This is a genomic window from Xanthomonas sp. WHRI 10204 (assembly GCF_040202875.1).
In the GTDB taxonomy this organism is placed as follows: Bacteria; Pseudomonadota; Gammaproteobacteria; order Xanthomonadales; family Xanthomonadaceae; genus Xanthomonas.
Genome location: NZ_JBEGDW010000001.1, coordinates 2,426,864 through 2,440,225, shown reverse-complemented (window position 1 = coordinate 2,440,225; position 13,362 = coordinate 2,426,864). Strand labels below are relative to the sequence as shown.

The following is a 13,362-nucleotide window of genomic DNA, read 5'->3' as shown; positions in this document are numbered from 1 at the left end:
CAGCGCAAGCGCACCACAGCGCAACTGGACGAGGCCGGCGCGCACTGGCACGCTGTGCGGTTCCTACTGCCGCGCCGTGCCCCATGACCGATCCCCGCATTCTTTCGTTGCAACAGGCCGTGCCGGCATTGCGTTTGAAGACCGAGCCGGCCGACCTGGAGCATTACGGCCGCGACTGGACCCGGCGCTGGACGCCCAACCCGCTGGCCATTGCACTGCCAGGCTCGGTCGAAGAAGTGCAGGCCGTGGTGCAATGGGCGAATGCGCAAGGCGTGGCGGTGGTGCCATCGGGCGGCCGTACCGGGTTGTCCGGTGGCGCGGTGGCCGCCAATGGCGAGCTGGTGCTCAGCCTGGAACGCTTGAACAAGCCGCTGGACTTCAACCCGGTGGACCGCACGCTCACCGTACAGGCCGGCATGCCGCTGGAAGCGGTGCACAACGCCGCGCGCGACCACGGGCTGGTGTATCCGGTGGATTTCGCCGCACGCGGGTCCTGCTCGATCGGCGGCAACATCGCCACCAATGCTGGTGGCATTCGCGTGATCCGCTATGGCAACACGCGCGAATGGGTGGCCGGTTTGAAAGTGGTCACCGGCGGCGGAGAGTTGCTCGAGCTCAACAATGCGTTGGTGAAAAATTCCAGCGGCTACGATTTCCGTCATCTGATGATCGGTTCCGAAGGCACGCTCGGTATCGTGGTCGAAGCGACGCTGCGGCTGACCGACCCGCCGCCGCCGAGCAATGTGATGCTGCTGGCACTGCCCTCGTTCGAGGTGTTGATGCAGGTGTTTGCCGCGTTCCGCGCGCAGCTGCGTCTGGAAGCGTTCGAGTTCTTCACCGACCGCGCGCTGGAGCACGTGCTCGCGCACGGCGCGCAGGCACCGTTTGCCGAGGTGCACCCGTATTACGTGGTCACCGAGTTCGCGGCCGGCGATACAGCGCAGGAAGCTGCCGCGATGGCTGCGTTTGAAACCTGCATGGAGCAGGGCTGGGTCAGCGACGGGGTGATCAGCCAGAGCGATGCGCAGGCCGCGCAACTGTGGCGGCTGCGCGAGGGCATCACCGAAGCGGTGGCGCGCTATACGCCTTACAAGAACGACGTGTCGGTGCGCATCTCGGCAATGCCGGCGTTTTTGGCCGAAACCCAGGCGTTGCTCGGCGAGGCGTATCCGCACTTCGATGTGGTGTGGTTCGGTCATATCGGCGACGGCAACCTGCATATCAATGTGCTCAAGCCCGACGACACCAGTCAGGCTGATTTTGTGACGGCCTGCGATCAGGTCACCAAGGTGCTGGCGCACGCGTTGCAGCGCTTTGGCGGCAGCATTTCCGCCGAACACGGCATTGGCCTGGTCAAGAAGCCGTACCTGGGGAGCACGCGCTCTGCCGCAGAAATCGCGCTGATGCGTGGCGTCAAACATGTGCTGGATCCTCAGCTTTTGCTGAATCCCGGCAAGCTGTTCGACATGGACAACGTGCCCGGCGCGGCGCCTGCCGGGTAGTCTCTTCATCACCTCACATGGAATCGACACGCCGATGATGCGCTCTCTGGTGTTTTGTGCTTTGACCCTGCTGCCGCTGGCAGCCGCCGCATCCAGTCTTGCGGGGACTTCGGCCGGTGCATCGTCTGCCGGTTCGTCCAATAGCAGCAGTTCCGGCGACGACAAGGTGGTTGCCGACGCACGCGAAGATGCGGCCGGCTTTGTCGCCAGCGATGGCGCCATTCGCGGCGCGCGTCTGGAAGCGGCGTTGCTGCAATTGCGCAGTCGCAGCGATGCGGCGCGTGTGTCCAGCGATCTGGAATTGGCTCAGTCCATCCTGGCGCAGTGAATCGTCGTCGCCGGTGCGCATGGCTGTGGCTGGCCGCAGCGATCGCACCGGCGGCGCAAGCGCAATCGCAGCTTTCGCCTCAGCTGCAGGTGACGGTTGTCGCATCGGAGTTGACTCCGTCAGAGCGCGCTGCCAGCCAGGCGCTGGTGCAGCAAGTTCTACAGCGGTTGCCGCCGGGCTGGGTAGCGCGCGATGTGGCGCCCATTCAATTGCAGTGGCGCCGCGATCTGCCGGCGCAGGTGCACGGCCGCGCGATCGGCAATCGCATTCTGCTCGATCATGCGTTGTTGCAAGCCTGGAGCGTGCAGTCCGCCAGCGCACGCTCAGACATCGGCGCGCCAGCCACGCGGGCGGCGATGGCAGCGGTGGTGCACGAATTGGCACATGTGCGCGACCGTGGCACCGGCAGCAGCTTGTCGCGCGACACACGCCTGCGCGATCTTGCCGGCTGGCAGGTGCGTCCCTGGCGGGTCGGACGCGGCGCAAACCGTTTCAGCGACCGTAGTCCCGATGCGTACGAGCGACATAGCCCGGCCGAATTTGTTGCGGTCAATCTCGAGCATTACGTGCTGGATGCGGACTACGCCTGCCGCCGTCCCGCGCTGGCGGCATGGTTTTCCGAGCGGCTAGGGCCGTCGCAGAATGCGGCAGCATGCGCGCCGACCTTGCCGTATCTGCAGGCCGACAACGATGCCGGTGCGATGTCGTTGCTGACGCTGGATCCATCGCGGGTCTATGCGGTGGACTATCTGCTTGCCGAAGGCAACGAGCAGCCGATGAGTCGCTGGGGCCACAGCATGTTGCGCTTGGTGATCTGCGCGCCCGGTCGCGTGCCAGGGCCGGCGTGCCGGCTGGATCTGCAGTATCACCGCGTGCTGTCGTTTCGTGCCTTCGTTGGCGATGTGCAGATCTCCAGCTGGCGCGGGCTGACCGGCTCGTATCCGTCGCGGCTGTTCGTGTTGCCGTTGAACCAGGTCATCGACGAATACACCAAGGTGGAACTGCGTGCCCTGTCGTCGGTGCCGCTGGCGCTGAGCCCGGATGAGATCGCTGCTTTGCTCACGCGCGCCGCGCAGGTGCACTGGAGCTACGACGGGCGCTATTACTTCATCAGCAACAACTGCGCGGTGGAAACCTACAAGTTGTTGCACGACGGGGTGCCGCGTCTGGCCGCAGCCGGCCTGTCATCGATCACTCCGCGTGGCGTGCGCCAGCGCCTGCAGCGTGCCGGCCTTGCCGATCTGCGCGTGCTGGACGACCGCGCGCAGGCCACGCGTCAGGGCTATTACTTCGAATCGGCGGCGGCGCATTATCAGGCCATGTTCGATGTGCTTCGACGCGGCATCCCGGTGCCGCAGACGAATGTGGCGCAATGGCTGGATGCCGCGCCTGATGCACGCGCGCAGTGGTTCGAGCGCGGCGGCTTGCGCGAAACCGCAGCGGCATTGCTGCTGGAACAAGCCGCGTTACGGCGTCAGGAACTGGTGGCGCGCGATGCGCTCAAGCGCCTGTTGCGGCCCGGCATTGCCGAGCGTGCAGCAGTGCAGGAGCAGCTGCAGAGCCTATTCGCCCGGCAGGCGCAGCTCAGTCACCCGGCGGCGCTTCTCGATGACTCCGATCTCGATGGCCCCGGCTACGGCCTGCCGCAGGCCGACGAGCAACAACGTGTGAGCGCGCAGGTCGCCCAGGCAAGCGGCGGCTTGGCCGATGGCTGGAAGCAATTGCAGGCCTTGGGCCGACAACAGTTGCCAGCCGAGTTGCGTGCCGATCTGGAGCAGGGCGAGGCGAACGTGGAAAGACTGCGTGCACGATTGCGGGTGCTTGCACAGCCGGTGCAGGCAGTTGCGTCGGTGCCGGTGCCGGTGCAGCAGGCGCTTGGCGAGCAATAACGTTGGCGTCTGCGTGGGTTGGTGATTGCGCTGCAGACATTGCGCAAGTGCAGCCGAGAACCGAACAGGCCTGCGACTAGATGGCGCTTCTGGACGGTGCGAGCGATTCGTTGCCGACGACCGCGCGCACGTAGCGTTCCCGCACAAAAAACAACGAAAAATACGCGCTCTTCAGCATGTTTCGCCGTGGAAGAGCGGCTTGCTGCCATCGAGTGCGCAGCAAACCGGTACATCTCTCGCACGCACTGCTCAAGTCGCCGGCTGCAACTCCGCCTGGGTGGCGTATTGCCGCAACCACTGGCTCACCTGCGCATCGTTGCGGTACCGCTGCATCAGTTTGGCAAGGCGTGCCGGTGCGGGGGTGCAGAACTGCGCAATCGCCACTTCGATTTCGTGGCGACGGTCGGCGTCGTACGGCTCTTCGCCGGCGAAGTGTTCGCAGGTGTCGTAGTCCTCCACCAGCTTGCGCACATCCTCCGGCATGCCGCACAGGCCTGCCGGATGTTGCAGCCATTCTTCTTCCACCTTGGGATCGGTGCAGGCGACCGCAGCGGAGGCCGGCGCAGGGGCCGGTTCCGTGGTGCAGGCAGCCAGCAGCCCCAACGTCAGGGCAACGGCCAGGCGACGCATCAGTCGGCGCGTCCGGCAAATTCGCCGGTGGTGGTGTTGACCAGCACGCGCTCACCGTTGGTGATGTACTCGGGCACCATGATTTCCATGCCGGTGTTGAGCTTGGCCGGTTTGGGACGCTTGGTGGCGGTGCCGCCCTTGAGCTCCGGCGGCGTCTCTATCACTTCCAGCGTCACCGTCTGCGGCAGCTGCACCGCCACCGGCTGGTCGTCGATCACCTGCACATAGATGCCAGTCAAACCATCGGTGATGTAGCCGGCGTCGGTGCCGATCACATCGGCGTCCAGGGTGTATGGCGTGAAGTCTTCGTCGTCCATGAACACGAACGCTTCGCCATCCTTATACGAAAACGTGGACAGGCGACGCAGCAGTTCCACTTCGGGCAGATTGTCGTCGGCATCGAAACTGGCATCGGTTTTTACGCCGCCCGGCACGCTGTACATGATGAAGCGGAAGCGCACGTTGCCGCCGCGCCCCTGCGGCGAGCTGCGCTCGATGTCGCGAATCTGGTAAATGCCGCCGTTGTATTCGACGACGTTGCCTTTCTTGATGTCGTTAGCTTTCATGGGAATCGTGAGTAGGGAATGGGAAATCGGAAAAGCTGGTAGCGGGGTGCTGAGAGTAGGGCGCCGTTGCGATTCCCCATTCTCGATTCCCCATTCCCGGCCTACTTGGGCGCCAACCGCACGCCGCCGTCCAGGCGAATCGTTTCGCCGTTGAGGTAGCGGTTGCGCAGGATGAAGGCGACGGTGTCGGCGTATTCGTCCGGTTGACCCAGGCGCGACGGGAACGGGATGGAGGCGGACAGCGATTGCTGCACGGCCTCGGGCATGCCGTCGACCATCGGGGTCCAGAACACGCCCGGTGCAATCGTCATCACGCGGATGCCGAAGCGCGCCAGTTCGCGCGCCATCGGCAGGGTCATGCTGACCACGCCGCCCTTGCTGGCGGCATAGGCCGCCTGGCCGATCTGACCTTCATAGGCGGCCACCGAGGCGGTGTTGATGATCACCCCGCGCTCGCCATCGTCGCCGGCAGCGTTGTGCTGCATCACATCGGCCGCGGCCTTGGCGACATTGAAGCTGCCGACCAGGTTGACCAGCACGGTGGTGCGGAAGGTCGCCAGCGGCATCGGCGCCTCCTTGCCCAGCACACGGCCGGCGCCGAGGATGCCGGCGCAATTCACCGCAAGATTCAGCCCGCCCAGCGCTTGCGCGGCCTGCGCGATATTGGCGGCAACCTGCGCCTCATCCGTGACATCGGTGGCAAAGTAATACGCGTTGCCGGCACCCAGCAAGGCCAGCGCCGCATCGGCCTTGTCGGCATTGACGTCGAACAACGCGACCTTGCCGCCGTCGGCCACGATGCGCTGCGCCACTGCCAGGCCCAGGCCGGACACGCCACCGGTGATGACGGCAAGAACAGAAGATGGCTGCATGCGGTGGTTCCCTGGTAGAGACAAGCATGGCGGCGGATGCCGACACGCGAACGGTGGACGAGGCGGCCGGCAATTCTAGCCGAAGCCTTTGCGTGATCGTGCCGGGGGACGCTGCCGCTGCAACGGCAGCAGCGCGGTGTCAGCCGGCGGCCGCCAGCGCCTTGCCGACCTTGCTGCCGGTGTCGCGGCCCAGTAGCTGCGCCAGCCAGCGGCCAGTGTGGGCGAGGGCAGGCAGGTCGATCCCGGTCGAGATGCCCAAGCCGTGCAGCAGATACACCACGTCTTCGCTGGCGACATTGCCGCTGGCGCCCTTGGCGTACGGGCAACCACCGGCGCCGGACACCGCGGCATCGACCACGCGCACACCTTGCTCCAGGCAGGCCGCGATATTGGCCAGCGCCTGCCCATAGGTGTCGTGGAAATGTACAGCTAGCGCGTGCATCGGCACCACCTCTGCCACCGCGGCCAGCATCTGGCGCGCCTTGCGCGGGGTGCCGACGCCGATGGTGTCGCCCAGCGAAATTTCGTAGCAGCCCAGTGCGTAGAGCCGCTGCGCGACGTCCACCACGTCGGCCACTGGCACCTCGCCTTGATACGGGCAACCCAGCACCGTGGAGACGTAGCCGCGCACGCGCACGCCATCGCTGGCAGCCTGTGCAAGGATCGGCCGGAACCGCTCGATCGATTCGTCGATACCGGCATTGGTATTGGTGCGGTTGAAGGCCTCCGACGCTGCGGTGAAGACCGCCACTTCCTGCGCGCCGGCTGCCTGCGCACGGGTGTAACCCTGCAGGTTCGGCACCAGCACCGGATAGGCGATGCCTGGCGCCTGGGCGATGCCGGCGAAGACCTCGGCTGCGTCGGCCAGCTGCGGCACCCAGCGCGGGCTGACGAAGCTGGTCGCCTCGATGGTGCGCAGGCCGGTGGCCGACAACCGATCGATCAGCGCGATCTTGTCGGCGGTGGCGATCGGTTGCGCCTCGTTCTGCAGCCCATCGCGCGGGCCGACCTCGACAATGCGCACGAAGTCGCTCATGCGCGAGCCCCGCTGCCTGCAGTAGTGCGAACAGCGACCAACACCACACCGCGCAAGGTCGCTGCGGCGCGTCGACAATCATCAGTGAAAGACATCGTTAACGTGCTCATGCGGCGCAGTGACAGACCACTTCGATGTTGTTGCCATCGGGGTCGAGTACGAAAGCGCTGTAATAGTCAGGGTGATACTGCGTGCGCAGGCCAGGTGCACCATGGTTGCGGCCGCCTGCAGCGAGCGCAGCCCGATGAAACGCATCGACCTCGGCGCGGTGGGTGGCGGCCAACGCCAGATGCGTATTGCCCGGCGCCTGTGGGTCGGCGCCCAGCCAGAGAACTGGCCGCTCGATACCGAAGCCGGCGTGGGCGCGGGTGCCTGTTTGTTCTGCACTCAGCTCCGTGATCAATGCAATGTTCAATGGAGCCAATGCGGCCTGATAGAACGCCACGCTGGCGCCCAGGTCGCTGCATGCAAGTCCCACATGATCGATCACGCTCATGCCGCGTTCTCCGGCATCCAGGCCGGCGAGCGTTTTTCCAGGAATGCGCCCAGGCCTTCCTGGCCTTCGGGCGAAACGCGCAAGCGGGCGATCCACGCGGCGTTGGCGGCATCGATGGCATCGCGGTCGGCAGCCGGCAGCACAGAACGGACCAGCGACTTGGCCGTACTGGCGGCCAGCGGCGCGGCCGCCAGCAGTAGGCGCACCTGCCGCTCCACCGCAATGTCCAGTTGATCGGCCGCCACCAGTTGATGCAGCAGCCCCAACAACTGCGCGGTGCCGGCGTCGAAGATCTCGCCGGTGGCAAACCAGCGGCGCGCCTGGCGTGCGCCGATGGCGGCGATGACATACGGCGAAATCACCGCGGGCAAGAGCCCCAGCTTGCTCTCGGTCAGGCCGAAGCGCGCCTCGGTGCAGCCGATGGCGATATCGCAGCACGCCACCAGCCCCACGCCGCCGCCGAAGGCTGCGCCGTTGACGCGCGCGATGGTGGGTTTGGGCAGTTCGTCGAGCGTGCGCATCAAGCGCGCCAGCGCCAATGCATCGGCGGCATTCTCAGCCTCGCTGGCGGTGGCCATGCCGCGCATCCAGTGCAGGTCGGCGCCGGCAGAGAAGGCGACGCCGTCACCGGTCAGGATCACCACGCGAATGTGCGCCGCCGCGCCGGCCTGCTGCAGTGCGTCGGTCAACGCGGCAATCAAGGTCGCATCGAAGGCGTTGTGGACGGTCGGGCGGTGCAGTCGCAAGCTGCGGACCGGTCCCTGGTCCTCAACGATCAAGCCGGTGTCCTGCATTGCGCATACGTCCATGAATGGGATGCGAACCATGATAGCGGCACGGGTCGCCGGAGCCATGACGCGGTGCGTCGATGCTAGAATTGAGAACCATTCCTAACAATCAGGCCGTCTTTGTGACGCTGTCCGACATGCCTTTGCATCGCGCCGCCATCGTGGACTCCGTGGAGGATCGTCTCCCCAACGACACGATCGCCCGGCGCCTGCGCGAGCTGGGGTTTGTCGCAGGCGAGGAAGTGACCGTGCTGGCCACCGGGCCAGTCGGCCGCGAACCGTTGCTGGTGCAGGTGGGCTACACGCGTTTTGCCCTGCGCCGCAGCGAGGCCGCGCGCGTGCAGGTGCGGACAGACGGAGCATCGGCATGAATGCGGCGGCCGTGCCGCTGCGTCTGGCGCTGGTGGGCAACCCCAACAGCGGCAAGACCGCGCTGTTCAACCAGCTGACCGGCAGTCGCCAGAAGGTGGCCAACTACACCGGCGTCACTGTCGAGCGTAAAGAAGGGCATTTCCGTGCGCCGTCCGGTCGCGACTTTGCGGTGCTCGATCTGCCAGGCGCCTACAGTCTGCAACCGGCCAGCCTGGACGAGGCGATCACCCGCGACCTGTGCCGCGGTTTCTACCCCGGCGAGCCGGCGCCGGACGTGCTGGTGTGCGTGATGGATGCCACCAACCTGCGCCTGCATCTGCGCTTTGCGCTGGAGCTGCGCGAGTTGGGGCGGCCGATGATCGTGGCGCTGAACATGGTCGACGCCGCGCAACGGCGTGGCATCGTGATCGATCTGCCGGCGCTGGAGCAGGCGCTCGGCGTGCCGGTGGTGGAGACCGTCGCGGTGCGACGCGGTGGCGCCAAGGCGCTGGTCGAGCGCATCGATGCGCAGGCCGCCAGCCTGATGGCACCGACCGCCACGCCGCCCGCCGACGGCAACTATCATGCGCAGGTGCGGCAGATCCTGAGTGCGGCGGTGACCATGCCGACGCGGACTTCGCGCGTGGACGATGCGCTGGACCGCTGGCTGCTGCACCCGATCTGGGGGCTGGTGACGTTGGCGGTGGTGATGTTCCTGATCTTCCAGGCGGTGTACGCCTGGGCCACGCCGATGATGGACCTGATCGATGCCGGCACTGCACTGCTAGGCGAATGGGTGGGCACCACGCTGCCGGAGGGCCCGCTCAACAGCCTGCTCAAGGACGGCATCATCGCCGGCCTGGGCGGGGTGATCGTCTTCCTGCCGCAGATCCTGATCCTGTTCGCCTTCATCCTGGCGCTGGAAGAATCCGGTTATCTGCCGCGTGCGGCATTCCTGCTCGATCGCATGATGGCGGCAGCCGGCCTGTCCGGGCGCTCGTTCATTCCGTTGCTGTCGAGCTTTGCCTGTGCGGTGCCGGGCATCATGTCCACGCGCAGCATCCAGGACCCGCGCGACCGGCTCGCCACCATCATGGTCGCCCCATTGATGACGTGCTCGGCGCGCCTGCCGGTGTACGCGCTGCTGATCGGTGCGTTCATTCCGCAGAAAACCGTGTGGGGCATCTTCAATCAGCAGGGGCTGATCCTGTTCGCCCTGTATGCCGCCGCCATCGTCAGTGCGTTGCTGGTGTCGTGGACGATGAAGAAGTGGCGTCGCGACAAAAGCGAGCATCCCTTGATGCTGGAGCTACCGTCGTACCGCGTGCCGCAGCTGCGCGACCTGGCCTTGGGCTTGTGGGAACGCGCGGTGATCTTTCTCAAGCGCGTCGGCGGCATCATCCTGGCGTTGACCATTCTGCTGTGGTTCCTATTGTCGTTCCCGGCGGCGCCGGTCAATGCCACCTTACCGCCGATCGACTACAGCTTTGCCGGCCGCATCGGCCACGCGATGGCGGTGTTCTTCGCACCGCTGGGCTTCAACTGGCAGATCTGCATCGCACTGATTCCCGGCCTGGCCGCGCGCGAAGTGGCGGTGGCGTCGCTGGCCACCGTGTATGCGTTGTCGGCTGCCGATGACGACGCAGCGGCGCAGGCCTTGTCGCCGCTGATCAGCGACGGCTGGTCGCTGGCCACCGCGCTGTCGTTGCTGGTCTGGTACATCTACGCGCCGATGTGCATCTCCACCCTGGCCACGATCAAGCGCGAAACCAACTCGTGGAAGCAGATGACCATCAGTGCGGTCTACCTGTTTGCACTGGCCTATCTGGCCTCGCTGGTGACCTACCAGCTGGCCGTGTTGTTTGGCGCCGGCTGACATGGATCTCTCGCTCACCCTGCAATACGTGGTCATCGCTATCGCAGTGCTGGTCAGCCTGTGGGTCGTGATGAAGAAGCAGTTTCCGAGCGCCTTGCGACGCATGCACGGCGCGCTGGCGCTCGCGTTGCTGCGCGATGGGCGACCGGCCTGGATGCAGACCCTGGGGCGACGCGTGGCGCCGCCGGCCACGCAGGGCAGTGCGGCCTGCGGTGGTTGCGACAGTTGCGGCCCAGCGCCAACGCGCAAGCACTGATCCCGTTCGCCTCGGTTAAACTTGCACGGCCGCAGGACGCGGCGTGACAGGGGGCAGTACATGCGTTTGCTGGTGTTGTTGGCGGTTTTGGCCGCGGTTGCGGGGTTGTACAACTATGGTGGCAATGCGCTCGACGAGACGCAGGTGCGCGATTTCTACGCCGCGCACGACAAGGCGATGGTGAGTCAGGATGGTGAGGCGCTCTGCGCCATGACCGCGCCGGAATTCGAAATGGTGGTGCTGTACCGCATGGACTCCCATCAGAAACGCGAGACCGTCAATCGCGCCAAGTACTGCAAGTCCAACGGCGAGTGGGCACAGGTGCTGCAACAGATGCGCTCTGTAGCGGAGCCGGAAGAACTGATGGACTACAAGCATTCGATTACCAAGATCGAGATCGCGCCCGATGAGCAATCGGCGATGGTCGAAACACGTGCAACGCTCGGCTTGCCGGGTCTGCGCATGACTTTCCGTTCGCGCGACAAGGTGGTGCGCAAGCGCTGGAAGACCTTGATCACGCGTAGCGAAGGCACCGCCTGGGTTGGTCCGGCGTATCGGTAGCCGGTAACCACGGTGCCTTCTACTGCCGCCAAGAGCGTCTAACGACGCGACTGCGCGCACCGCCAGTTGGGCGCGGCTGATGCTCGGTGCGGCAGTGTCCACTCGTCCGCTCCGGTTCTAGGCGCGACCATCTAAATCCACCTGACGACGGCTCGCCACGTTCTGTCAGCGCTCTACATCGCAGCACGCACGCTGCAGTGCACAGCGCCTGCGTTACGGGCGTTGGGTATGCTTGCGGCATGACGACCTCCTTCCAGATCTCCCGACGTGCGCAGGCGCTGACCAGTTCGGCGATTCGCGAAATCCTCAAGGTGACCGAGCGGCCGGAGGTGACGTCCTTCGCCGGCGGTCTGCCATCGCCGGCGACCTTTCCGGTCGAGCGCATGCGCGCGGCCAGCGATCAGGTGTTGCGCGATGCGCCACAGGCAGCGTTGCAATACGGTCCCACCGAAGGCTATGCGCCGCTGCGCGAATGGGTGGCCGCGCGCCTGAGTCGCGATGGCGCCACGATTCGGCCCAGTCAGGTGCTGATCACCACCGGCTCGCAGCAAGGCCTGGATCTGCTCGGCAAGGTGTTCATCGACGAAGGCAGCAAGGTGCTGGTGGAGACGCCGAGCTATCTGGGCGCTTTGCAGGCGTTTTCGCTGTTCCAACCAGCGTTTGCCGGCATGCCATCGGACGAGGATGGCGTGGTGGTGGATGCGCTGGATCCGGCGCTGCTGGCCGATGCGCGCTTTCTGTATTGCCTGCCCAATTTTCAGAATCCCACTGGTCGTCGCCTGCCATTGGCGCGACGTCAGGCGCTGGTCGCGCGTGCGGCCGAGGCCGGTGTGCCGATTGTCGAAGACGACCCGTACGGCGAGCTGTACTACAGCGGCGAACCCTTGCCGAGCCTGTTGTCGATGAACCCGGAAGGCGTCATCTACATGGGCTCGTTCTCCAAGGTGTTGGCGCCCGGGTTGCGGTTGGGGTATGTCGTCGCGCCGGAGGCAGTGCTGGGTAAGCTGATCCAGGCCAAGCAGGCGGCCGATCTGCATACGCCTTCGTTCACCCAGCGCATGGTGTATCAAACGCTGCAGGACGACTTTCTCGATACGCATATTCCGCAGATCCGCGCGCTGTATGCGCGGCAGTGCAGTCTCATGCTGGACGCGTTGGACCGGCACTTCCCGGCGCAGGTGCAGTGGAATCGCCCCGAAGGCGGCATGTTCCTGTGGGTGACGCTGCCGCCGGGTCTGGATGGCACCGTGCTGCTGGCGCGTGCGATCGCACGCAATGTCGCCTTCGTGCCGGGTGCGCCGTTCTTTGCGACCTTGCCGCAGGTCAATACGCTGCGGCTGTCGTTCGTCACCGTGCCGGGCGAGAAGATCGATGCCGGCATCCAGGTGCTGGGTGAGGTGCTGCGCGAGGCGCTGGCCGAACTGCCAGGGCAGGGCGCATGACATCGCCCGCATTGGTGTCGCAAGCGCCGGTTGCCACGCACATCGATAGCGTGGCAATCGGTGTTGCGCGCGACTTCACCCGCCCCGGCAGCCGCAGCGCGATCGACAAGCGCGTCGTGCACGGGCCGCTGCAGGTGGGTGTCGAAGGACTGCAAGGCGACGAGCAGGGCGACCGGCGCGTGCATGGCGGGCCGGACAAGGCGATTCATCATTATCCGCGCGACCACTACGCTGCCTGGCGCAACGAGATTGGCGCGCATGCACTGCTGGAAACGGCCGGCGCGTTCGGCGAGAACCTGAGCAGCACCGGCCTGACCGAGGCCACGGTCTGCCTTGGCGATCGCTTTACGTTGGGCACGGCCGTGGTGGAGGTGTCGCAGCTGCGTCAACCGTGCTGGAAGCTGTCGGACCGCTTCGGTGTGCGCGACATGGCGCGCCGGGTGCAGGAAACCGGCCGCACCGGCTGGTATTACCGCGTACTGCAGCCCGGTGCCGTGGCCTCCGGCGACACGCTGACACTGCAGGAGCGGCCGCATCCGCAGTGGAGTCTGTCGCGGGTACAGCAGGTGCTGTATGCACGCGAAGTCGATGTCGCGGCCATCACCGAGCTGCTACGTCTTCCGCTGGTGCCTTCTTGGCAGGCCTTGTTCGAGCGCCGCCTGCAGCGCAGCGAAGTGGAAAGCTGGAGCAGGCGCCTGACCGGCGTCGACGAATAAAAGCAGCCAACAAAACCACCGTGCTCACCGCCAGGCGGGCGCGGCCGGTGCTC

General features: G+C 65.6%; 15 protein-coding genes. 9 read left to right on the top strand and 6 right to left on the bottom strand.

Annotated features, from left to right (window positions below; all coding sequences use genetic code 11):
* Positions 1 to 83: 83 nt before the first annotated feature.
* Genes ABQZ00_RS10560 through ABQZ00_RS10550 form a run of 3 tightly spaced genes read left to right on the top strand, consistent with a single transcriptional unit; the run spans position 84 to position 3,719 of the window.
* Positions 84 to 1,502 carry a D-2-hydroxyglutarate dehydrogenase gene (locus tag ABQZ00_RS10560; protein WP_323539283.1) on the top strand — a complete coding sequence of 473 codons (1,419 nt, stop codon included), beginning with the start codon at positions 84 to 86 and terminating at the stop codon, positions 1,500 to 1,502.
* 34 nt (positions 1,503 to 1,536) lie between these two features.
* The gene (locus ABQZ00_RS10555) at positions 1,537 to 1,830 is read left to right on the top strand and encodes a DUF2388 domain-containing protein (RefSeq protein ID WP_011036997.1); all 294 of its coding nucleotides are present in this window, start codon (positions 1,537 to 1,539) and stop codon (positions 1,828 to 1,830) included.
* Complete coding sequence (locus ABQZ00_RS10550) at positions 1,827 to 3,719, top strand: DUF7844 domain-containing protein (RefSeq protein WP_323539284.1); 1,893 nt, start codon at positions 1,827 to 1,829, stop codon at positions 3,717 to 3,719. Before ABQZ00_RS10555 ends, ABQZ00_RS10550 begins: the two co-directional genes overlap by 4 nt.
* A gap of 249 nt (positions 3,720 to 3,968) precedes the next feature.
* Here ABQZ00_RS10550 and ABQZ00_RS10545 read toward each other — a convergent pair whose 3' ends face one another.
* The 6 genes from ABQZ00_RS10545 to ABQZ00_RS10520 form a co-directional block, all read right to left on the bottom strand.
* A complete protein-coding gene (locus tag ABQZ00_RS10545) occupies positions 3,969 to 4,349 on the bottom strand; it encodes a hypothetical protein (RefSeq protein ID WP_055846446.1) in 381 nt (126 codons plus the stop codon).
* Positions 4,349 to 4,915, bottom strand: coding sequence for an elongation factor P-like protein YeiP (yeiP, locus tag ABQZ00_RS10540; protein ID WP_104615458.1), 567 nt, complete (start codon positions 4,913 to 4,915; stop codon positions 4,349 to 4,351). Before yeiP ends, ABQZ00_RS10545 begins: the two co-directional genes overlap by 1 nt.
* Positions 4,916 to 5,016: 101 nt before the next feature.
* Positions 5,017 to 5,787 carry an SDR family oxidoreductase gene (locus ABQZ00_RS10535; protein ID WP_323539285.1) on the bottom strand — a complete coding sequence of 257 codons (771 nt, stop codon included), beginning with the start codon at positions 5,785 to 5,787 and terminating at the stop codon, positions 5,017 to 5,019.
* A 139-nt stretch (positions 5,788 to 5,926) separates the two neighbouring features.
* Positions 5,927 to 6,823: a hydroxymethylglutaryl-CoA lyase gene (locus ABQZ00_RS10530; protein ID WP_055846456.1), complete on the bottom strand. Its 897-nt coding sequence runs from the start codon at positions 6,821 to 6,823 to the stop codon at positions 5,927 to 5,929.
* Positions 6,824 to 6,929: 106 nt separating this feature from the next.
* Complete coding sequence (locus tag ABQZ00_RS10525) at positions 6,930 to 7,319, bottom strand: VOC family protein (protein ID WP_055846458.1); 390 nt, start codon at positions 7,317 to 7,319, stop codon at positions 6,930 to 6,932.
* Complete coding sequence (locus ABQZ00_RS10520; protein ID WP_323539333.1) at positions 7,316 to 8,113, bottom strand: enoyl-CoA hydratase-related protein; 798 nt, start codon at positions 8,111 to 8,113, stop codon at positions 7,316 to 7,318. The genes ABQZ00_RS10525 and ABQZ00_RS10520 overlap by 4 nt, the downstream gene beginning before the upstream one ends.
* 116 nt (positions 8,114 to 8,229) lie before the next feature.
* Here ABQZ00_RS10520 and ABQZ00_RS10515 point away from each other — a divergent pair, with 116 nt between their 5' ends.
* The 6 genes from ABQZ00_RS10515 (at position 8,230) to ABQZ00_RS10490 (ending at position 13,309) form a co-directional block, all read left to right on the top strand.
* Positions 8,230 to 8,478, top strand: a complete 249-nt coding sequence (locus ABQZ00_RS10515) for a FeoA family protein (protein WP_055846464.1) — start codon at positions 8,230 to 8,232, stop codon at positions 8,476 to 8,478.
* Positions 8,475 to 10,334: a ferrous iron transporter B gene (gene feoB, locus ABQZ00_RS10510; protein WP_323539286.1), complete on the top strand. Its 1,860-nt coding sequence runs from the start codon at positions 8,475 to 8,477 to the stop codon at positions 10,332 to 10,334. The genes ABQZ00_RS10515 and feoB overlap by 4 nt, the downstream gene beginning before the upstream one ends.
* A gap of 1 nt (position 10,335) precedes the next feature.
* Complete coding sequence (locus ABQZ00_RS10505) at positions 10,336 to 10,590, top strand: DUF6587 family protein (RefSeq protein ID WP_323539287.1); 255 nt, start codon at positions 10,336 to 10,338, stop codon at positions 10,588 to 10,590.
* Positions 10,591 to 10,650: 60 nt separating this feature from the next.
* Positions 10,651 to 11,151 carry a hypothetical protein gene (locus ABQZ00_RS10500; RefSeq protein ID WP_055846472.1) on the top strand — a complete coding sequence of 167 codons (501 nt, stop codon included), beginning with the start codon at positions 10,651 to 10,653 and terminating at the stop codon, positions 11,149 to 11,151.
* A 239-nt stretch (positions 11,152 to 11,390) separates the two neighbouring features.
* Entirely contained in the window at positions 11,391 to 12,593 is a 1,203-nt protein-coding gene (locus ABQZ00_RS10495; protein ID WP_323539288.1) for an aminotransferase-like domain-containing protein, read from the top strand.
* Entirely contained in the window at positions 12,590 to 13,309 is a 720-nt protein-coding gene (locus ABQZ00_RS10490) for an MOSC domain-containing protein (RefSeq protein WP_323539289.1), read from the top strand. Before ABQZ00_RS10495 ends, ABQZ00_RS10490 begins: the two co-directional genes overlap by 4 nt.
* The last annotated feature ends 53 nt before the right edge of the window (positions 13,310 to 13,362 follow it).

Bases quoted from the DNA above. Each gene is read 5' to 3' on its own strand.
- ABQZ00_RS10560 (WP_323539283.1), top strand. From the start codon at position 84: ATGACCGATCCCCGCATTCTTTCGTTGCAACAGGCCGTGCCGGCATTG.
- ABQZ00_RS10555 (WP_011036997.1), top strand. From the start codon at position 1,537: ATGATGCGCTCTCTGGTGTTTTGTGCTTTGACCCTGCTGCCGCTGGCA.
- ABQZ00_RS10545 (WP_055846446.1), bottom strand. From the start codon at position 4,349: ATGCGTCGCCTGGCCGTTGCCCTGACGTTGGGGCTGCTGGCTGCCTGC.
- yeiP (WP_104615458.1), bottom strand. From the start codon at position 4,915: ATGAAAGCTAACGACATCAAGAAAGGCAACGTCGTCGAATACAACGGC.
- ABQZ00_RS10535 (WP_323539285.1), bottom strand. From the start codon at position 5,787: ATGCAGCCATCTTCTGTTCTTGCCGTCATCACCGGTGGCGTGTCCGGC.
- ABQZ00_RS10530 (WP_055846456.1), bottom strand. From the start codon at position 6,823: ATGAGCGACTTCGTGCGCATTGTCGAGGTCGGCCCGCGCGATGGGCTG.
- ABQZ00_RS10525 (WP_055846458.1), bottom strand. From the start codon at position 7,319: ATGAGCGTGATCGATCATGTGGGACTTGCATGCAGCGACCTGGGCGCC.
- ABQZ00_RS10520 (WP_323539333.1), bottom strand. From the start codon at position 8,113: ATGCAGGACACCGGCTTGATCGTTGAGGACCAGGGACCGGTCCGCAGC.
- feoB (WP_323539286.1), top strand. From the start codon at position 8,475: ATGAATGCGGCGGCCGTGCCGCTGCGTCTGGCGCTGGTGGGCAACCCC.
- ABQZ00_RS10505 (WP_323539287.1), top strand. From the start codon at position 10,336: ATGGATCTCTCGCTCACCCTGCAATACGTGGTCATCGCTATCGCAGTG.
- ABQZ00_RS10500 (WP_055846472.1), top strand. From the start codon at position 10,651: ATGCGTTTGCTGGTGTTGTTGGCGGTTTTGGCCGCGGTTGCGGGGTTG.
- ABQZ00_RS10495 (WP_323539288.1), top strand. From the start codon at position 11,391: ATGACGACCTCCTTCCAGATCTCCCGACGTGCGCAGGCGCTGACCAGT.
- ABQZ00_RS10490 (WP_323539289.1), top strand. From the start codon at position 12,590: ATGACATCGCCCGCATTGGTGTCGCAAGCGCCGGTTGCCACGCACATC.